The sequence below is a fragment of the Rodentibacter sp. JRC1 genome (assembly GCF_020521555.1).
GTDB lineage: Bacteria > Pseudomonadota > Gammaproteobacteria > Enterobacterales > Pasteurellaceae > Rodentibacter > Rodentibacter abscessus.
Window position 1 is genome coordinate 741,575 of sequence record NZ_BPWA01000001.1, and the last position, 20,382, is coordinate 761,956.

The window sequence follows — 20,382 nt, forward strand, 5'->3', positions numbered from 1 at the left end:
TGAGAAAGTGCGGTCAAAATTTAAGGCATTTTGTCTCACATAAAGGAAAATCAATGGAATCAAGCGAACTTATGCCACGCGAAAAACTATTAAAATATGGCGTTAATACACTTTCGGATCACGAACTCTTAGCGATTTTTTTACGCACGGGTATAAAAGGTTGCCCCGTTATGCAACTTTCCAAACTGGTGCTTGAACACTTCGGTTCGTTCCGAGCATTACTTTCCGCTGATAAAAAAACATTTTGTGCGGTGAAAGGGCTAGGCATTACGCAATTTATTCAACTGCAAGCGACCACTGAAATGACTAAACGCTATCTTAAGCAAGAGATATTTAACGCTCAAATTTTCGATGAACCTGAAATTGTTAAACTCTACCTGCGTACGGAATTACAACACGAAGAACGTGAAATTTTTATGGTGCTTTTCTTAGATAGTCAACATCGTCTTATTAAAAAAGAACGACTATTTTTAGGTACAATTAATGTTTCCAGCGTATATCCTCGTGAAATCATCAAAGCAGCCCTTTATTGCAATGCAGCGGCACTTATTTTGGTACATAATCACCCTTCAGGCATTGCCGAACCCAGCTATGCAGATAAAATTATCACGCAAAAAATTTGTGATTCGGCAGAATTAATGGAGATTCGAATTCTCGATCATTTTATCGTAGGTAAAGGCGATTGCTATTCCTTTGTCGAAAACCGTTTGCTTTAACTTTATTAGTTCCGATCATTTTTCACCGCTAAGCTGTTGGAAAATCGCATTTATACTTGAGAAATGAAAATAAAGTCAGTATAATCTGCGACCTTTAATATAGTAAGCGGGTCGGATTAGCGCGACCTGACGAGGGAGCAAACCTGTTTTAAACAGGTTTAAACAATCCGAACCGTAAGCTCGAGCTTATATTTAGTTATTGGAGATTATTATGTCTAGAGTTTGTCAAGTAACAGGCAAGCGTCCTGCGGTGGGTAACAATCGCTCACACGCAATGAATGCGACACGTCGTCGTTTTCTTCCAAACCTTCACACTCACCGTTTCTGGGTTGAAAGTGAAAAACGTTTCGTAACCTTACGTTTAACTGCGAAAGGTATGCGTATCATCGATAAAAAAGGCATTGATGCAGTGTTAGCTGAGATCCGTGCTCGTGGCGAAAAAATCTAAGGAGCTAAAATATGGCAGCTAAAGGCGCTCGTGAGAAAATCCGTTTAGTTTCTACTGCAGAGACCGGTCACTTCTACACAACCGATAAAAACAAACGTAATATGCCTGAAAAAATGGAAATCAAAAAATTTGATCCGGTAGTGCGTAAACACGTTATCTATAAAGAAGCAAAAATCAAATAATTTTGTAGGTAAAAAGCCCGACGTTGCTCGGGTTTTTTTCTATCTTAGAGTGAGGAAATTTCCTCTGAAACCATTCTTTTTACAGAAAACGAAATTCCTCTCGAAATTAAATCAAGAGTATCTAAATGCCTGAACTTCCTGAAGTTGAAACCGCCTTGCGCGGTGTAAGCCCCTATCTCGATGGTTTTACGATTGAAAAAATTACCGTGCGCCAACCTAAATTACGTTGGGCGGTTTCACCCGAATTGGTAGAACTAAAGAACGTAAAAATTTTAGCCCTCGGCCGTCGCGCGAAATACCTAATTATTCACACGGAAAAAGGCTATATCGTCGGTCATTTAGGAATGTCCGGTTCTGTACGAATCGTGCCGCATGATAGCCCGATTGATAAGCACGATCATCTTGATATCGTCATCAACAATGGAAAATTATTACGCTATAATGATCCCCGCCGTTTTGGTGCTTGGCTATGGACGGAAGATCTTGATGAATTTCACTTATTCTTAAAACTCGGGCCTGAACCCCTTTCTGACGAATTTAATGCGGAATATCTATTTAAAAAATCTCGTAAAAAAACAACCGCACTTAAAACCTTTCTGATGGACAATGCCGTTGTTGTCGGCGTAGGAAATATTTACGCCAATGAAAGCTTATTCTTATGCGGTTTACACCCACTCAAATCAGCGGGCAATCTTACCCGAAAACAATGCGGGTTAATCGTTGACACTATTAAAACCGTACTGACTAAAGCGATTGAGCAAGGTGGAACAACCCTTAAAGACTTTTTACAACCTGATGGTCGTCCGGGATATTTTGCGCAAGAACTGTTAGTGTATAGTAACAAAGATAAACCTTGTCCAAAGTGCGGTACAAAAATCGAAAGTTTAGTAATTGGTCAACGTAACAGCTATTTCTGTCCCCATTGCCAAAAGAAAAAATAAAAACCGTTTTCCTTCTATTTTAAAAATTATGCCCGCAAACAAGAGATTCATTAGGGCATAAGGTATCCGCTCCCTGCCGTTTACGCCACCAATTAATAATATGGAAATTTAATTAAAGCGGGCTTTCGATTTGCAATTTGTCGCAAATCTCGGTAACGGTAAGGGTTAAACAAGAACGCAGTAATTTTTCTTTACGTTGCTGTTTCATTTGAAAAAGCAGTGAATCCGGCGAAGCCGTATCAGGGGGAAAATCCAATAGGTATTTTTCTTCCACAAAACTTAATCTTTGCGCAAAATCGATAATCACTTCATCAGAAAAGCCGTATTCTTTTTCATCATTATTTAGCCGCTCTTTTAAATCAATAAAATGGAGAATATCTTCAAAAACAGAACGCTCAAACAAGCCTAGACCAAATAACACTTTTAACCGAATAGAAAGATCAGAAAGCGGTCCGCTGGTTTCAAATAAAGAATCAACCACGGATTTAACGGCAAAATCCGTTTTACGAAAAACGCGGTTAATCAAACCGTCCACCATTTCATCAAAAATTGTTACGGAGGCAATAATAAAACCTCGAACGGAGCTTGCTTCGTTAAGTTTTTCATAAATATGTTCTGATGGCACTACTAAATCCTTTTATTTTTGACCGCACTTTGCAATGAAAAAGGGCGAAAATTAATTCGCCCATAATCACTAATGAGGAATGCTTTCGTAAGCCTGTGCGATACGTTCAATTACCGTTTCATCTTGTAATTCGGTGTACTGGCGAATGGTTTCATGCACGCCTTTTTCATTAAGAGTTCGTACTAGTTCCAAAGCTTGCGGATCTTGTTCGTTACGATAAGATAATGCGGCTGCAATGGTATGAACCAAGTGCGTATTATCAAGTTGATATTCTAGCGTGCCGCGTAACGGTTTAACCAAGCGATCATTAAAACTTAATTTACGCAGCGGTTCACGACCTACACGGTCAACATCATCAACCAAGAACGGATTGGCAAAACGTTTCAATATTTTTTCGATATACGCACGATGAGCTTGCGGTTCAAAACCATAACGCTTAATCAATACCGCACCGCTTTCTTCCATCGTTGCTTTAACTTCAGCTTTAATTTCCATATCTTCGATACTTTCTTTTACAAAGCGATAACCTTTTAATTTACCGAGATACGAAGTAGCGGCATGACCGGTGTTTAATGTGAATAATTTACGCTCAACAAATGCCATTAAGTTATCGGTTTTTTCCATACCGTTAATCGCTGGAATTTCTCCCTTAAATTGCGTTTCATCTACAATCCATTCACTAAACTCTTCAACCGTAACAAGTAATGGGTCCGATTCGTCCGCTTGCACCGGCGGCACAATACGATCCACCGCAGAATCAACAAAACCGACCACTTTCTCTACTTTCGCCTGCATTTCCGGGCTTAAATGCGCAAATACCTGCTCTTTCAAGAAAGTTGTACCGCGCACCATATTTTCACAGGCAATAATATTTAACGGTTTCTCATTCCCCGTATTCAAACGGGCTTCTAAACCTTTCGCAATGGTACTTGCAATAATTTTTAGTACATTCGGTCCGACTGCAGTGGTAATGAGATCAACCTCATTAAATAATGCAATAACTGCGGTTTCATCTTTTGAATAGACACCGCCCACATTCGTTACCCGTTCAATGGTATTTAAATTTTCACCCACGATTTTTACGTTATAGGCTTGATTCTGCTTTAACAAATTAATTACGTGTTCATTCACATCGGCAAAAGTTACGTGTATATCACTATCAGCCAATAATTTACCAATAAAACCGCGGCCGATATTTCCAGCCCCAAAATGTAATGCTTTCATATTACTACCCCAAGTTGATTAAAAAGGATAGCGGCGCAAAAACGCCGCTAAAATTTACCGCACTTTATGCTTTAAGTAATGCGAGTACTTTTTCCACATCATTTGTTGACGTTAAGATTTCAATGGCTTCCTCGCTATCCAGCGCATTCGTAATTGCAGAAACCACCTGAATATGCTCATTATTTTTCGCGGCAATCCCCACAACCAGTTTTGCGATGCCGTCTTCCTCATCATTAAAGCGTACACCGGACGGATACTGACACACGACAATACCGGTTTTTAATACCGAATCTTTCGCCTCGATCGTACCATGCGGCACTGCAACCCCTTCACCAAGATAAGTTGAAACTAATTTTTCACGCTCGAACATTGCATCTACGTAACTAGGTTCAACAAAACCTGCTTTCACCAATTGCTCACCGGCAAAACGAATGGCTTCATCTTTGTTATCGGCACTTAATCCTAAGAAGATTTGTTCCGGTTTTAAGGTAAATTTCGCCCCATTTACTTCCACTACATCTTCTTCGTTTTTTTCAGTAACCGCCTGTACGTTTAGCTGTTCTTTTAAATCTTGAACAAGGCTATCGTAGAATTTATTATCCAAGAAGTTACTTAAAGATAAATGCATTGCATTCGGTGCCTGTTTTTTCGCACGTAGAGTTAAATCTTGATGGGTAATCACAAGACGTGCATCATCAGGTAAATCATTAATCGCCACATTGGTAACTTCTAACGCCAAACCGGCATCATTCACTTTTTTACGCAACATACTTGCACCCATCGCACTCGAACCCATACCGGCATCACAAGACACATAAATTTTGCTTAGCCCTTTATAGTCAATCACTTGGGTTTGATTTAAATTGCCTGTTTTCATCGCTTTTGAGGCTGCTTGCATTTCTTCAAGATTGCTTGATTCTTCTTTTTGAATTTTTAAGAAGAAAGAGGCTAATACAAATGAAACCGCACAAGCAACAATTACTGAAGCCACTACCCCGACAACAGAAGCTTTCGGCGTCATCATCAACACAGCGATAATTGAACCCGGAGAAGCAGGTGCAACTAAACCTGCACTAAATAACGTTAAAGTGAATACACCTGCCATTCCACCGGCAATTACCGCAATGAGTAAACGAGGGTTCATTAACACATAAGGGAAATAAATTTCGTGGATTCCGCCTAAGAAATGAATCACTGCCGCACCGCCTGCGGTTTGTTTTGCCGAGCCTTTTCCAAAGAAAATATAAGCAAGCAAAATACCGAGCCCCGGACCGGGATTGGCTTCAATTAAAAAGAAAATAGACTGACCGAATTCTTGCGATTGTTGAATACCAAGCGGTGAAAAGATGCCGTGGTTAATCGCATTGTTTAAAAAAAGAATTTTTGCAGGTTCTACGAAAATAGATGTCAACGGAAGCAAATTATTATCCACTAACACTTTTACGCCGGCGGCTAATAATTCGGTTAACGACTTCACTACCGGGCCGACAACCCAGAAAAATAAAATCGCTAAAATCATACCGATAATGCCGGATGAGAAGTTGTTTACCAACATCTCAAAACCACTCTTGATTTTACCGTCCGCCCACTTGTCAAAACGTTTAATCGCCCAGCCACCGGTAGGGCCTGCAATCATTGCACCTAGAAACATTGGAATATCCGTACCGATAATTACCCCGGCCGTAGTAATGGCACCGACCACCGCACCACGATCTCCGCCCACTAATTTACCACCGGTATAACCGATTAATAGCGGAAGTAAATAAGTAATCATCGGCCCGACCAATTTTGCCAAAGTTTCATTCGGCAACCAACCTGTCGGGATAAAAAGTGCGGTAATAAAACCCCACGCAATAAATGCGCCGATATTCGGCATCACCATATTGGAAAGAAAACGTCCAAAACTTTGAATTTTCACTTTCACGCTTGCTGATAGCATAGAAACCTCACAAATAAGGAAATTGTATAAAGTGCGCTCAACATAGCATAAGAATTTTTCAGGCAAAAATAATTTTGTTCAAATTTGTGAACTTGATCACAAAATTTTCACAAGGATAATTTAAATAAATGTGATAAAGATCACATTATTTATTTTTGTTGGTGTTTTTTGTGAGAAAGATCACATTTAATCCCCTCTAACTTAAAATAAGTTAATTCAATTACGTTTTCTTACTGCAAAAACAAAGCCCTCCTACCTCTTTAGGTGTATTTCATATACCTTGCTTTGATCTAAAGCAATATTTTGGCAAATCCCGCTAGAAAATAGCCGCACTTTTGGTATTGTTACACTTGAACCGAGCCCTCTTTTTTAAGTAATTTCAATACGTTATCAAGAACGGTTCGCATTTAAAATCATTTTACTTTTCCTACCCTAGTTATGGAGTGATTATCGTGAACGCATTAAGAAAAAGCCTTGTTTTGGCGGCTTCTTTCGCTGCCTTAGGAGCTTACAATTCTGCCTCGGCAGAAATGGTCTATAAGCCGATTGAGCAACCTGTTGAAGCCCCAAATCCTAATTTAAAAATTGAAGCGGTAAATGAAAAATTCGCTGAAAAATATCCGTTGCAATTTCAATCTTGGAAGGCTACGGAAAAAGGCGATAAGATTATTTATGCCGATGAAGAAAATCCTCGCCTAATCGTACTTTGGGGTGGCTATGCATTCGCTAAAGAATACAATGCACCACGCGGGCACGCTTATGCTATTAAAGATGTGCGCGATATTTTACGTACCGGCGCACCAAAAACGGCTAACGATGGCCCACAACCAATGGCATGTTGGACTTGTAAAGGCCCGGATGTTCCGCGCTTAATTGCAGAATGGGGAGAAGAGGGCTACTTCAATGCTAAATGGGCGAAAGGCGGAGCTGAAGTAGTAAATTCCATTGGTTGTGCCGATTGTCACGATACCACTTCAAAAGATTTTGCCGAAGGAAAACCGGCTTTACGCATCGCACGTCCACACGTGTTACGCGCATTGGATAACTTAAATAATGCATTGCAAGCGAAAGCAAAAGCCGAAGGTAAAGATCAGGTTAATTTAAGTTTCAACACTGCCGCACGTACGGAAAAACGGGCGGAAATCTGCGCAAACTGTCACGTTGAATACTACTTTGCCGGTGATATTAAGCAGGTTACATTCCCTTGGAATAACGGTCAAACCGTAGATGATATCGAAAAATACTATGATGATATCGGTTTCAGCGACTGGACTCACTCTCTTTCTAAAGCGCCAATGCTAAAAGCACAACATCCTGACTTTGAAATTTGGTCTTTAGGTATGCACGGTAAAAACGGTGTAACCTGTATCGATTGCCATATGCCTAAAGTCCAAGATGCCGAGGGCAAAGTTTATACCGATCACCAAATCCAAAATCCATTCGATGCTTTCAATAGCACTTGTGCAAACTGCCACGATCAAAGCAAAGAAAAACTTCAAGATATCGTCGCTTCACGTAAAAAAGAAGTGAAAGACATAATGGGTCGTTTAGAAGATCAAGTTGTGAAAGCGCATTTTGAAGCCAAAGCGGCTTGGGATGCCGGTGCAACGAAAGAAGAAATGGAAGCGGCATTAATGGATATCCGTCACGCACAATGGCGTTGGGATTATTCTGCGGCAAGTCACGGCGGTCATATGCATGCACCGGACGTTGTTCTTCGCGTATTGGGTTCAGGTATAGATAAAGCTGCTGAAGCACGCACTAAACTTGCCGTTATCCTAACGAAACACGGTGTAAAAACCCCGGTTGAAATACCGGATATTTCTACGGCAGAAAAAGCTTGGAAAGTCATGGGTATCGATATCGAAAAAGAACGCAAAGCAAAAGAAGAATTTTTGAAAACCGTTGTGCCTCAATGGGAAAAAGAAGCAAAAGCTAATGGCAAATTAGCAGAAGATACCGCAACAAAACAATAAGAAAAATTACCGCACTTTTGCGTTCCTGAAAAGTGCGGTCGTTTTCAACGATAAATTTGAGGTAACCCTAATGAATTTAACTTCTTTATTTCGTAATATGGCAAAACTGGCGGTGTTCTTCGCATTTGCCTCGATGCTGCCAACGATTGCCCATGCACAAACAGATTCGACACAAAGTTATGAATTGCAGTTAGAAAATCAGCGTGATCCGAATCAGTATTGTGCAAAATGTCATAAATTCGACAAAGTAGATAAAAACCAAACCTTGGATCAATCTGGGGGAGAATTGCACTTTGGTAAATTTCATGGCGCGCACCTAAATCAAAAAAATCCAAACAATGGCAAACCTATTACTTGTGTAAGCTGTCACGGTAATATTTCTGAAGATCATCGCCGTGGTGTAAAAGATGTGATGCGCTTTGAAGGCGATATTTTCGGTGAGAAAAAACCAATGTTTTCCGTACAGGAACAAAACCAAGTTTGTTTCGCTTGCCATCAACCTGATAAATTACGCGAAAAACTTTGGGCGCATGACGTTCACGCAATGAAATTGCCTTGTGCAAGCTGTCATACACTTCACCCGAAAGATGAACCAATGAAAGGCATCAAACCGAAAGAACGTGTAAAACTTTGTGTTGATTGCCACGGAGAACAGCAAAAACGCAAAGCAGAACAAGAAACATCAACCGAACAAAAGGATAAACAATGACCACTTGCTCACGCCGAAACTTTGTTTCCGGCATGGGGGCGGTAATCCTTATGACGGGAACATCTTTAACTTCTCTGGCAAAAGAAAATAAGGCGGATAAAACCAAACGCTACGCAATGGTGCACGATGAAACGGCTTGTATCGGCTGTACAGCCTGTATGGATGCCTGTCGTGATGTTAACCAAGTGCCTCAAGGCGTATCCCGTTTAGAAATTCTGCGTAGTGAACCTTACGGTGAATTTCCGAATCAGGAATACGAGTTTTTCCGTCAATCTTGCCAACATTGTGGTAATGCACCTTGCGTGGCTGTTTGTCCAACAGGGGCATCTTTCATTGATAAAGACACCGGTATTGTAGATGTACACAAAGATTTATGCGTAGGTTGTCAATATTGTATTGCGGTTTGCCCGTATCGCGTGCGTTTCATTCATCCTGTGCATAAAACCGCAGATAAATGCAACTTCTGTCGTGATACCAACTTAGCCAACGGCAAACAGCCCGCCTGTGTGGAAGCCTGCCCAACCAAGGCATTAACCTTTGGTGATATGAATGATCCAACCAGTGCGGTAGCACGCAAGGTGAAAGAAAAACCGGTTTATCGCACGAAAGTGGAATTAGGTACACAGCCGAATCTTTACCATATTCCATTCCAACATGGGGAGCCAAGAAGATGACGTTAGATTATCCAGTCCCGTTCCACACGCCTAATTTAGTGTGGGATTCCACCATTGCGATCTATTTATTTTTACTCGGCATCTCATCAGGTGCGGTACAATTAGCCATTGCTTATAAACGCAGTAATAAACTCGAAAATCCTAGCCGAAATTGGATTATTCGTTCCGGTGTGATTTTGGGGTCTGTACCGACATTAATCGGTTTAACGCTCCTCATTTTCCATCTGGCACGTCCGTGGACATTTTGGAAATTGATGTTTAATTACCAATTCAATTCGGTGATGTCGATGGGGGTTATGCTTTTCCAAATTTATATGCTGTTTTTAGTATTGTGGGGAATCACAATCTTTAAAAATGACATTGAATCGCTCATTAATCGTTTTCTGCCAAAACTAAAATTCATTATGAAACTTATTGGTTTTGCAGAACGTTTGGTTAACCCTGTTGAGGTGATTTTATTCATCTTAGCCGCCGTATTAGGGGCCTACACCGGTTTCTTGCTCTCCGCATTAATCAGTTATCCAATGTTGAATAACCCGGTATTACCGGCATTATTCTTAGCTTCCGGTACGTCATCCGGTATCGCTGCAACATTTCTGGTTATCTTAATTGCAGGCAAGTTAAAAGGCGATTCCCACGAATCACACTTCATCCATAAATTTGAAGTGCCGATTATGGTTACCGAACTCGGGTTGTTAGTATGTTTCTTTGTAGGCTTACATTTTGGTGGCGGACAAAAAACCGTTGCATTGCATAATGCACTCTCCGGATTCTGGGGCACAGTATTTTGGATTGGAGTCTTCTTCATCGGAATTTTAATTCCGTTAATCGGAAACCTGTTCGCCGGCAATCTAAAATATAACCGTAACTTCATCATTCTCGTTTCAATCTTCGATTTAATCGGGGTATTGTGTTTACGGTATTTTATTTTGTATGCAGGTCAATTGACCGTTGCCTAAATGATTGTGAATTAAATTAAAATAGATACAAAGTCGCAAGCCGAAAACAGTGCAAATAGCACGGCAAGGGATAGCAATGTCGTAGACATTTTTAAATTTAATTCACTATACATTGTATTTTGGGGAAAGGCGTATGATAATGCGCCTTTCTTTCTATTCGGTATTATGTAGCAGTTACACAAATATTTTAAATAACGATTTTGTATCACTTGCACAAATCATCGTAGGGTGCCGTTAGGCGAAGCCGTAACGCACCAATGAGGGTTTAATGATGAAACGGTGCGTTACGCAAGGCTTAACGCACCCTACCCCCGATAAATATCGGAGATAAACTTCCCTTTGTGCGACTGATACGTAATACCGGAAATTTATCCTCGGAATTATGTAACTGCTGAACAAAATATTATTTTAGAAACGATACGACAAAACAACATTATGTTACCTGAACTCGGTTTTATCAGCCTTCTCATCGCCACCATCAGCGCGTTATTCCTCGCACTGATACCACAAATCGGCTTACTCAAGAAAAGGCCTACTTTAATAAATGCCGCTTGGTGGTTAAGCTACGTATTCACGATTTCTACTTTCATCTCTATCGGTATTCTCGCTTATTCTTTTTCGATAGATGATTTCACTCTTGAGTATGTTGCAGCCCATTCAAATTCTCAGCTCCCCACATTTTTCAAGATTGCGGCGACTTGGGGAGGGCATGAAGGCTCAATGCTCTTTTGGCTATTCTCATTGAGCCTATGGCTTATCGCCTTTGCATTTTTTAATCGAAAAAACGACCGCACTTTTTCCGCCCAAACCTTATCATTACTCGGTTTTATCTGTTTTGGCTTCGCCGTATTTATTCTGTTTTATTCCAACCCGTTCGGGCGAATTTTTCCTGCTTCAATAGAAGGGCGCGATCTCAATCCAATGCTGCAAGACATCGGATTAATTTTTCATCCACCGTTACTTTATATCGGCTATGTAGGTTTTGCCGTCAACTTTGCTATGAGCTTGGCGGCGTTGATTTATAACAAATCCGCACAACAAATTGCCCGCTCAATGCGTCGCTGGGTATTATTTTCATGGTTATTTTTAACACTCGGTATCGTGCTTGGCGCATGGTGGGCATATTACGAACTCGGCTGGGGTGGCTGGTGGTTTTGGGATCCGGTTGAAAACGCTTCGCTTATGCCGTGGTTGTTAGGACTTGCATTACTCCATAGTTTAACCATTACCGAAAAACAAGGCGCATTCAGTTATTGGACTATTCTCTTTTCGCTCCTTACTTTTGCATTCAGCATATTAGGCACTTTCATCGTGCGTTCCGGCGCACTGACTTCAGTACACGCCTTTGCTCTAGATAACACACGTGGTTATGTACTGTTATTAATCTTCTTTTTATTAACCGTCTTTGCTTTCGGATTATTCGCATTACGTGCAGGAAATAGTGCTGAAAGTGCGGTCAAATTTCAGCTTATATCTCAAGCCGGCGGCATTTTGTTGCTGAATATTTTACTCTCGGTGGCAACGGTTTCTACTTTTTTAGGCACATTCTACCCAATGTTTTTTCAAGCAATGAATTGGGGCTCGATTTCAGTGGGAACACCTTACTTCAACAACATTTTCTTACCGATTTTAACGCTGATGCTATTAATGATGGTTGCTTCTCTCGCATTACACCGAGCGAAATTTGAACCTGTCGTTTTTATGCGCCGTTTGTTCCTTATCTTGCCTTCCGCCATACTTGCGGCATTAATGATTCGGCAACAACTTCATAACAACGATGCGCTTAATTTTCATTGGTTCGCCTATCTTTTATTAACGCTTGCCATCTGGCTTTTCTTGGCAACCTTGTGGCAAAATTGGCGGAAAATCCGTTTGGCACAACTTGGAATGATTCTCGCACACTGTGGTGTCGCCATCGCCACTATAGGCGCGGTGATGAGCAGTTATTTTGGCAGTGAAATCGGCGTTCGTCTTGCACCGCAACAAAATCAACTCCTAGGTCAATTTGATTTCCACTATCGCCGATTTTCTAATGAAATCGGTCCGAATTTTACCTCCGAAGTGGCATTTTTTGATGTCACCGAAAACGGCAAACCTTACGCAAAAATCATTCCGGAACGCCGTTATTATGATGTCCGCACAATGACAATGAGTGAGGTAGGTTTAAACGGAGGCTTTTGGGGAGATTTATACATTGTGATGGGCGATGCTCTCGGCAAAGGGGAATTTACTTTCCGCCTGCATTACAAACCCTTGATTCGCTGGCTTTGGATCGGTGGTGTTTTAATGGCATTGGGCGCACTTTGCAGTGCATTGAGTTTGTGCCCCAAAAAGGAAAAAGTATGAAAACAAAATTAATCTTTTTTATACCGCTCTTTTTGTTACTCAGCGTTATTGTGTTATTGATGGTCGGGTTAAACCAAGATCCGAAAAAAATTGCATCGGCCCTCATTGATAAACCGATACCGGAGTTTTATCAAGCCGATTTATTTGAGCCCTCACGGACTGTAAGCCCAAAAGATTTCCCAAAAGAACCCTTTTTACTTAATGTTTGGGGAAGTTGGTGCGGTTATTGCAAAGAAGAACATCCGCTTTTAATGGAAATTGCTCAATCTACGCCTATTGTCGGCATTGATTATCGCGATAACCCGCAAAACGGCATTGAAATGCTCAAACGTATGGGAAATCCTTTCGTTTTAACAATTAATGACAGCCATGGAGAACTTGCATTAAAACTCGGTGTAGATGGAGCTCCCGAAACCTATTTAGTAGATGCTCACGGCGTGATTCGTTATCGTCATTCAGGGCTTTTGGATCGCAAAACTTGGCAGCAAGTATTCGTGCCGAAAATTCAAGAATTAATGAAAAAATGAGAACATTTTTAACCGCACTTTTTCTATTGTTTTCCCTCTTTTCACAAGCTGAAATGGTGGACACTTACCAATTCAAAAATCAAGCGGATCGCACTCGTGCCGTGGAACTGGCAAAATCCTTACGCTGCCCGCAATGCCAAAATCAAAATTTGGTGGAATCCAATTCGCCCATTGCTTATGACTTGCGTCTTGAAGTTTATAATATGGTAGATGAAGGTAAAACCAATCAGCAAATTATCGACACGATGACCGAACGCTTCGGTGATTTTGTAAACTATAAGCCGCCGTTTCAATGGAATACGGCATTGTTGTGGCTATTACCTGTCTTGTTATTGATTTTCGCTTTCGGCTTAATTTGGCGTTCACATAAAAAATCGGCACAATCCCCTAAAATACTTTGCCCGCAAGACTTGAGCGACATTCCCTCTACGTCTAATCAAAATTTTTCTTCTCACACAAAGCGCGATTATCGCCTAAGCCTCATCATTTTTGCTCTTGTTATTGCGCTTCCCTTAACCTATTACTTCTCGCTTGATCGCTTCACTCGTGTGCAGGAAGGCAAACAAGCGATGATTTCGCAACATAATGAACAAATTGAAATAACGAATTTCCACAAAAAAGAAGATCTTATCGGAAAAATTCAAGATAAATTACGTGCTAACCCAAATGATTGGGAAACTTGGCTCCAACTTGGAGAAGCCTATGTACAAAATAATGAATTTGACTATGCACTGATTGCTTATAGAAATGCCGAAAAACTTGTCGGCAACAAGCCGAATATTTTAGGTTTAAAAGCGACCGCACTTTACTACCAAGCCAGTCAGCAAATGACTTCTGAAGTACAACAACTTTTAAAACAAGCACTAACGCTGGATAAAAAAGAGATCTCAAGCCTTTCTTTGCTTGCTACAGTTGAACTTGAGAAACGAAACTATGCTTTGGCAAAAGATTATTTACAGCAACTATTGGATTCCGGTAATGCCGCCGTTGATCGCCGTATGGTGATTCAACGGATGAAGATGCTGGAATTTCTAGAGCGAGGACAAACACCTTGAACAATTATTCCGAAACTCTCATTATCGGCGCAGGTGCTGCCGGATTATTCTGTGCAACGCAGTTGGGAAAATTAGGTAAACAAGTAACGGTGTTGGATAACGGCAAAAAAATCGGGCGTAAAATTTTAATGTCGGGAGGAGGTTTTTGTAATTTTACCAATCTTGATGTTACTCCGTCCCATTACCTTTCACAAAATCCTCATTTTGTAAAATCTGCCCTTGCCCGTTATACCAATTGGGATTTTATTAGCTTAATCACGGAATATGGTATCGCTTATCACGAGAAAGAATTAGGTCAACTTTTTTGTGATGAAGGAGCGGAGAAGATCGTTGCTATGCTTGCGAATGAATGTGAAAAGTACAACGTAAAGATTCATTTACGTAGTGAGGTTTCACAAGTCGAAGCGATTGAAAATGATGAAAAAGTGCGGTTTATTCTGCACGTAAATGCCACCCAATGGCAATGCAAAAATCTTGTGATCGCCACAGGAGGGCTTTCTATGCCGGGGCTTGGTGCAACACCTTTCGGTTATCAACTCGCCCAGCAATTCAATATTTCGATCATTGCGCCACGCGCAAGCCTTGTGCCCTTTACTTATCGCGAAACCGATAAATTTTTGACCGCACTTTCAGGCACAAGCCTGCCCGTTACCATCACTGCAAATAGTGGAAAATCCTTTCGTAATCAATTGTTATTTACCCATCGGGGTATTTCCGGCCCTGCCGTATTGCAAATATCTAATTATTGGCAACCGAATGAGAGTGTGGAAATCGATCTCCTACCAAATCACAATTTGGAAAATGAAATTAATCAAGCAAAACAACAATCACCTAAACTTATGCTAAAAACCGTACTTACCCGTTTCTTGCCAAAGAAACTAGTCGAACTTTGGCTTGAAAAAGGCATTATTCAAGATGAAATCATCGCAAATCTAAGTAAAGTGCGGTTAAAAAATCTGGTGAATTTAATTCACCATTGGCAGTTTACTCCTAATGGTACGGAGGGATACCGCACCGCAGAAGTAACGATGGGTGGTGTGGATACCAAACAAATATCCTCTAAAACCATGGAGAGCAATCACGTAAAAGGACTCTATTTTATTGGTGAAGTATTGGATGTTACCGGCTGGCTCGGCGGTTATAATTTCCAATGGGCTTGGAGCTCCGCCTATGCCTGTGCCGTAGGCATTGCGGAATAATTTATGGGTATAAAATCACATTATTATGTAGCAATTGCACAAATCATTGTAAGGCACGGTTAGGCGAAGCCGTAACACAACAAGTAAAAAGATTTAATAACGAAACGGTGCGTTACGCAAAGCTTAACGCACCCTACTCCAAGAAATATTGGAGATAAAGTTCTCTTTGGACTGCTACATAATACCAAAATTCACAGAAAATTAACCGCACTTTTATTCGTCCATATACCCGAGACTGCGCAACGCACGTTCGTCATCCGCCCAACCGGATTTTACTTTCACCCAAAGTTCAAGATGAACTTTGTTATCAAACAAGCGTTCCATATCCGCACGGGCTTCCATACCAATGGTTTTGATCTTTTGACCCTGTGCACCAATCACCATTTTTTTCTGCCCTTCACGTTCGACAAGAATTAAACCGTTAATTTCATAAGTGCCGCGTTCGTTCACTTTGAATCGTTCGATTTCTACGGTAACGGAATAAGGCAATTCTTCACCGGTAAAACGCATAAGTTTCTCTCGAATAATTTCCGAAGCCATAAAACGTTGTGAGCGATCCGTCACATAATCTTCCGGGAAGTGGTGTATGCCTTCACGCAATGAAGCGCGTACGATTTTTTCAAGCTCGTGAACATTATTTCCACGTTGTGCCGAAATCGGCACGATATGCGCAAAATCAAATTTGCTACTTAATTCGGTGATAAACGGCAATAAATCATCTTTATTTTTTATGTTATCCACTTTATTAATCGCCAACACAACGGGTGTTTTGGTGTGACGAAGCTTATTCAACACCATTTCGTCATCCGCATTCCAATGAGTTCCGTCCACCACGAAGATGATAAGATCGACATCACCGATAGCACTGCTTGCCGCACGGTTCATTAAGCGGTTTATCGCCCGTTTTTCTTCAATATGAAGCCCCGGGGTATCCACATAAATTTCTTGATATGCCCCTTCGGTTTTGATCCCCACAATGCGATGGCGGGTCGTTTGCGCTTTACGTGAAGTGATAGAAATTTTTTGCCCCAGAATTTTGTTTAAGAGCGTTGATTTACCCACATTCGGGCGACCTACAATGGCAATGAAACCACAATAAGTTTTGTCGAATTGTTCGATCATTTGATGTCCAGTTGTTTTAAAATTTGTTCTGCCGCCGCCTGTTCGGCTTTGCGGCGACTTGAGCCTTTACCCACAAAAGTGCGGTCAATTTTATCCGCACTTTTCACTTTGCATTCAACCGTAAAGGTTTGGCAATGCGCCTCCCCTTGAATATTTATCACTTCATAGCTTGGTAAAGGTAAACGTCTGCCTTGTAAATATTCTTGTAAACGGGTTTTCGCATCCTTTTGATTATCGCCCGGCTTAATTTCTGCCAATAGGGTTTGATACCAATTTCGGATCATTTGAGAAGCCATTGCCAAACCCTGATCGAGAGATATTGCGCCGATAATCGCTTCCACACAGTCCGCAAGAATGGATTCTCGGCGAAAACCGCCGCTTTTCAGTTCACCGGAACCGAGCAACATATATTCTCCCAGTTCAAATTCACGGGCAAGAGATGCCAAAGTCGGTTCACGTACTAACGTTGCCCGCATACGGCTCAATTCCCCTTCATTACAACGGGGGAATTGATGATACAACGCTTCCGCAATAGTGAAATTGAGAATAGAATCACCCAGAAATTCCAAGCGTTCATTATGTTGGCTGGCGGCACTACGATGCGTCAGTGCTAATTTTAAAAGCGAAATATCGTTAAATTGGTAACCTATCTTTCGCTCTAATCTATCTAAAGGGTTCATCTTATTTAATTTCAGTTAAGAAACGTTCAAAACGAAAACCGGTAGGCCATTCGTTCGGTTCTTTTTCTAAGCTCATCCAAATATAAGTGGCTTTGCCGACAATATTTTTTTCCGGTACAAATCCCCAAAAACGGCTGTCATCACTATGATCGCGATTGTCACCCATTACAAAATATTGCCCTTCCGGCACAACCCATTCCCCAGTAGGATTTCCCTCTTGCGGGAAAAACTCCGGACCGGCATAACGGCGATATGGTGTGATCAAAATATTGTGGGTAACATCACCTTTCTCCGTGAGTTCAAGCTGTTCAGGGAAAGCCGGATTGGTCGGATTTTGAGTATATTCGAAATCCTTACTCTCACAATCCACTTCGCAAGGTTTACCCTCTTTACCATATACGATTTTCAATGTTTTTTGATCGATATCGAAAATGATGCGATCACCACCTTGCCCGACAATGCGTTTAATGTAATCCACTCCCGACATATTATCTTTTGACGTTAACCCGAGGTTTTCCGCATAAGCCGCTCGGGTTGCGCCTAATCCGGTACGAAGTAATGCTTGTTCCGGTGCTTTAAACACGATCACATCACCTCGTTGAGGTTTTTCACCGGCGATAATCGTATTCTGGAAAATCGGATCTTTCACACCATAAGCGTATTTGTTTACGACAAGAAAATCACCAACACGCAAAGTAGATTCCATTGAACCTGAGGGAATTTGGAAAGGTTCAAACAGGAAAGAACGAATCAAAAAAACCACAGCCAGCACAGGGAACAACGAAGACAAAAACGCCGAGCCTTCAGAAATCGGTTCGATCTTTGCTTTTTCTTCCTCACTTAATGCCTGACCGGAACGCTGCTCTGCACGTGCAATCTGACGATTGCGCTTCGGCGTAACGATAAATCGGTGATAACACCATAATACACCTGAAAGTGCGGTCAAAATCAGCAATAAAATACTGAAGGTATTTGGCAATTGAAGATAATCCAACCCTTTCCAAATGCCAAAGCCTACAACCAGTAAAATAATAAAAAATAGATTTGACATAGTTTTCCTTATTTATCTTTGCCCACGTGCAAAATCGCTAAGAATGCCTCTTGCGGTACTTCCACATTACCCAGAGACTTCATTCGCTTTTTCCCTTCTTTTTGTTTCTGTAAGAGTTTTTTCTTACGGCTTACGTCACCACCATAACATTTTGCCAAAACGTTTTTACGTAATTGTTTCACAGTTGAACGGGCGATAATATGGTTACCTATCGCCGCTTGGATTGCGATATCAAACTGTTGGCGCGGAATGAGTTCACGCATTTTTTCCACAAGTTCACGACCACGATATTGCGCGTTATCTTTATGAACGATTAACGCCAGTGCATCGACACGCTCACTATTGATCATAATATCAACACGAACCATATCCGCCGCTTGGAAACGTTTGAAACCGTAATCCAAAGAAGCATAACCGCGCGAGGTGGATTTTAAACGGTCGAAGAAATCCAGTACCACTTCCCCCATCGGAATTTCATAAGTCAGCGCAATTTGGTTGCCGTGATACACCATATTGGTTTGAACGCCGCGTTTTTCGACACAGAGTGTAATCACATTCCCCAAGTATTCTTGCGGCACTAGCATATTACATTCGGCAATCGGCTCACGGATTTCAGAAATATTATTGAGCGGCGGTAATTTCGCCGGACTATCCACATAAACCACTTCCCCGTTCGTCATTTCCACTTCGTAAATTACCGTTGGTGCTGTGGTGATGAGATCCAAATCATATTCGCGTTCTAAACGCTCTTGAATGATCTCCATATGAAGAAGCCCCAAAAAACCGCAGCGAAAGCCAAAACCAAGTGCGGTCGAATTTTCCGGTTCATAAAACAATGAGGCATCATTCAAACTTAACTTACCAAGCGCATCACGGAAAGCTTCATAATCATCTGAGCTGACCGGAAATAAACCCGCATAGACTTGTGGTTTAACTTTTTTAAAGCCCGGTAATACCGAGCTTGCAGGGTTATGTTGATGCGTTAAAGTATCCCCCACCGGCGCACCGAGAATATCCTTAATCGCACACACAACCCAGCCTACTTCACCGGTATTTAATATGCCAGTGTCCACTTGTTTCGGTGTAAAAATACCTAAACGATCAACATTATAAGCCTGCCCAGTGGACATCACTTTAATTTTATCACCCTTACGTAACACACCGTTTTTAATGCGAACCAATGAAACCACGCCAAGGTAGTTATCAAACCACGAATCAATAATCAGAGCCTGTAATGGTGCATTCGGATCACCTTCCGGGGCAGGAATTTTCGCAACGATTTCTTCCAATACCTCATCAATACCGACACCTGTTTTTGCAGAACAGCGCACCGCTTCCATTGCATCGATGCCGACAATATCCTCGATTTCTTCTGCAACACGTTCAGGATCGGCGGCCGGCAAATCAATTTTATTTAAAATCGGCACGACTTCTAAATCCATCTCAATGGCGGTATAACAATTTGCCAAAGTTTGCGCTTCCACACCCTGTCCGGCATCCACCACCAATAATGCCCCTTCGCAAGCTGCAAGGGAGCGTGAGACTTCATAGGAAAAATCCACGTGTCCCGGGGTGTCGATAAAGTTTAATTGATAGGTTTCGCCATCTTTTGCTTTGTAATTTAAGGTTACGCTTTGCGCTTTAATGGTAATGCCACGCTCACGCTCAAGATCCATTGAGTCTAGTACTTGCGCTTCCATTTCACGATCCGAAAGTCCACCACAAGTTTGAATCAAACGATCCGAAAGGGTCGATTTGCCGTGGTCAATATGAGCAATAATAGAAAAGTTACGAATATTCTTCATAAAAGATAGTTTTTCTCAAAAAATCAATAAATTTAACTGGCGGATTGTACCTGAAAAGCAAAGGAATCGCTAGGGAAGAAAGCCAAAGTGCGGTCAGAAAAAATATTATTTTGCTCACAAGTAATCCCTTTAGGGATTATTTTTTCACATCATAAAAAAACAAAACCCCGACAAAAATCGGGGTTTAATCAATACATTCTGAAA

At 41.3% G+C, this 20,382-nt stretch carries 19 protein-coding genes; 12 read left to right on the plus strand and 7 right to left on the minus strand.

What is annotated here, in order from left to right; genetic code table 11:
- Positions 1-71: 71 nt before the first annotated feature.
- The 4 genes from radC to mutM all read left to right on the plus strand — a co-directional run bounded on the left by radC (position 72) and on the right by mutM (position 2,287).
- Positions 72-716: a DNA repair protein RadC gene (gene radC / locus HEMROJRC1_RS03295; RefSeq protein WP_374707300.1), complete on the plus strand. Its 645-nt coding sequence runs from the start codon at positions 72-74 to the stop codon at positions 714-716.
- 211 nt (positions 717-927) lie between these two features.
- Positions 928-1,164 (plus strand): 50S ribosomal protein L28, encoded by a 237-nt coding sequence (gene rpmB, locus HEMROJRC1_RS03300; protein ID WP_011608297.1) that lies wholly within the window; start codon positions 928-930, stop codon positions 1,162-1,164.
- Positions 1,165-1,175: 11 nt separating this feature from the next.
- Positions 1,176-1,346, plus strand: coding sequence for a 50S ribosomal protein L33 (gene rpmG / locus HEMROJRC1_RS03305; RefSeq protein WP_005613503.1), 171 nt, complete (start codon positions 1,176-1,178; stop codon positions 1,344-1,346).
- 125 nt (positions 1,347-1,471) lie between these two features.
- Positions 1,472-2,287, plus strand: coding sequence for a bifunctional DNA-formamidopyrimidine glycosylase/DNA-(apurinic or apyrimidinic site) lyase (gene mutM / locus HEMROJRC1_RS03310; RefSeq protein WP_226691613.1), 816 nt, complete (start codon positions 1,472-1,474; stop codon positions 2,285-2,287).
- 112 nt (positions 2,288-2,399) lie between these two features.
- Here the strand turns inward: mutM and HEMROJRC1_RS03315 are convergent, their stop codons facing one another.
- The 3 genes from HEMROJRC1_RS03315 to HEMROJRC1_RS03325 form a co-directional block, all read right to left on the minus strand.
- Entirely contained in the window at positions 2,400-2,912 is a 513-nt protein-coding gene (locus HEMROJRC1_RS03315; protein ID WP_226691614.1) for an MltR family transcriptional regulator, read from the minus strand.
- A 69-nt stretch (positions 2,913-2,981) separates the two neighbouring features.
- Entirely contained in the window at positions 2,982-4,136 is a 1,155-nt protein-coding gene (locus tag HEMROJRC1_RS03320) for a mannitol-1-phosphate 5-dehydrogenase (RefSeq protein WP_226691615.1), read from the minus strand.
- A gap of 64 nt (positions 4,137-4,200) precedes the next feature.
- Positions 4,201-6,075, minus strand: a complete 1,875-nt coding sequence (locus HEMROJRC1_RS03325) for a PTS mannitol transporter subunit IICBA (RefSeq protein WP_226691616.1) — start codon at positions 6,073-6,075, stop codon at positions 4,201-4,203.
- A gap of 452 nt (positions 6,076-6,527) precedes the next feature.
- Here HEMROJRC1_RS03325 and nrfA point away from each other — a divergent pair, with 452 nt between their 5' ends.
- The 8 genes from nrfA to HEMROJRC1_RS03365 all read left to right on the plus strand — a co-directional run bounded on the left by nrfA (position 6,528) and on the right by HEMROJRC1_RS03365 (position 15,520).
- Positions 6,528-8,051 carry an ammonia-forming nitrite reductase cytochrome c552 subunit gene (gene nrfA / locus HEMROJRC1_RS03330; protein WP_226691617.1) on the plus strand — a complete coding sequence of 508 codons (1,524 nt, stop codon included), beginning with the start codon at positions 6,528-6,530 and terminating at the stop codon, positions 8,049-8,051.
- A gap of 70 nt (positions 8,052-8,121) precedes the next feature.
- Positions 8,122-8,760, plus strand: coding sequence for a cytochrome c nitrite reductase pentaheme subunit (nrfB, locus tag HEMROJRC1_RS03335; protein WP_226691618.1), 639 nt, complete (start codon positions 8,122-8,124; stop codon positions 8,758-8,760).
- Positions 8,757-9,434, plus strand: coding sequence for a cytochrome c nitrite reductase Fe-S protein (nrfC, locus tag HEMROJRC1_RS03340; protein ID WP_226691619.1), 678 nt, complete (start codon positions 8,757-8,759; stop codon positions 9,432-9,434). The genes nrfB and nrfC overlap by 4 nt, the downstream gene beginning before the upstream one ends.
- Positions 9,431-10,393, plus strand: a complete 963-nt coding sequence (gene nrfD / locus HEMROJRC1_RS03345) for a cytochrome c nitrite reductase subunit NrfD (RefSeq protein WP_226691620.1) — start codon at positions 9,431-9,433, stop codon at positions 10,391-10,393. Before nrfC ends, nrfD begins: the two co-directional genes overlap by 4 nt.
- 435 nt (positions 10,394-10,828) lie before the next feature.
- Entirely contained in the window at positions 10,829-12,739 is a 1,911-nt protein-coding gene (gene nrfE, locus HEMROJRC1_RS03350; RefSeq protein ID WP_226691621.1) for a heme lyase NrfEFG subunit NrfE, read from the plus strand.
- Positions 12,736-13,266 (plus strand): DsbE family thiol:disulfide interchange protein, encoded by a 531-nt coding sequence (locus HEMROJRC1_RS03355; RefSeq protein ID WP_226691622.1) that lies wholly within the window; start codon positions 12,736-12,738, stop codon positions 13,264-13,266. The genes nrfE and HEMROJRC1_RS03355 overlap by 4 nt, the downstream gene beginning before the upstream one ends.
- Complete coding sequence (gene nrfF / locus HEMROJRC1_RS03360) at positions 13,263-14,321, plus strand: heme lyase NrfEFG subunit NrfF (RefSeq protein ID WP_226691623.1); 1,059 nt, start codon at positions 13,263-13,265, stop codon at positions 14,319-14,321. The genes HEMROJRC1_RS03355 and nrfF overlap by 4 nt, the downstream gene beginning before the upstream one ends.
- The gene (locus HEMROJRC1_RS03365) at positions 14,318-15,520 is read left to right on the plus strand and encodes an NAD(P)/FAD-dependent oxidoreductase (protein ID WP_226691624.1); all 1,203 of its coding nucleotides are present in this window, start codon (positions 14,318-14,320) and stop codon (positions 15,518-15,520) included. The genes nrfF and HEMROJRC1_RS03365 overlap by 4 nt, the downstream gene beginning before the upstream one ends.
- Before the next feature lie 213 nt (positions 15,521-15,733).
- Here the strand turns inward: HEMROJRC1_RS03365 and era are convergent, their stop codons facing one another.
- Genes era through lepA form a run of 4 tightly spaced genes read right to left on the minus strand, consistent with a single transcriptional unit; the run spans position 15,734 to position 20,178 of the window.
- A complete protein-coding gene (era, locus tag HEMROJRC1_RS03370) occupies positions 15,734-16,642 on the minus strand; it encodes a GTPase Era (RefSeq protein WP_226691625.1) in 909 nt (302 codons plus the stop codon).
- Complete coding sequence (gene rnc / locus HEMROJRC1_RS03375) at positions 16,639-17,322, minus strand: ribonuclease III (RefSeq protein WP_226691626.1); 684 nt, start codon at positions 17,320-17,322, stop codon at positions 16,639-16,641. The genes era and rnc overlap by 4 nt, the downstream gene beginning before the upstream one ends.
- A 1-nt stretch (position 17,323) precedes the next feature.
- Positions 17,324-18,373 (minus strand): signal peptidase I, encoded by a 1,050-nt coding sequence (gene lepB, locus HEMROJRC1_RS03380; RefSeq protein WP_226691627.1) that lies wholly within the window; start codon positions 18,371-18,373, stop codon positions 17,324-17,326.
- 8 nt (positions 18,374-18,381) lie between these two features.
- A complete protein-coding gene (gene lepA, locus HEMROJRC1_RS03385) occupies positions 18,382-20,178 on the minus strand; it encodes a translation elongation factor 4 (protein ID WP_226691628.1) in 1,797 nt (598 codons plus the stop codon).
- Between the last annotated feature and the right edge of the window lie 204 nt (positions 20,179-20,382).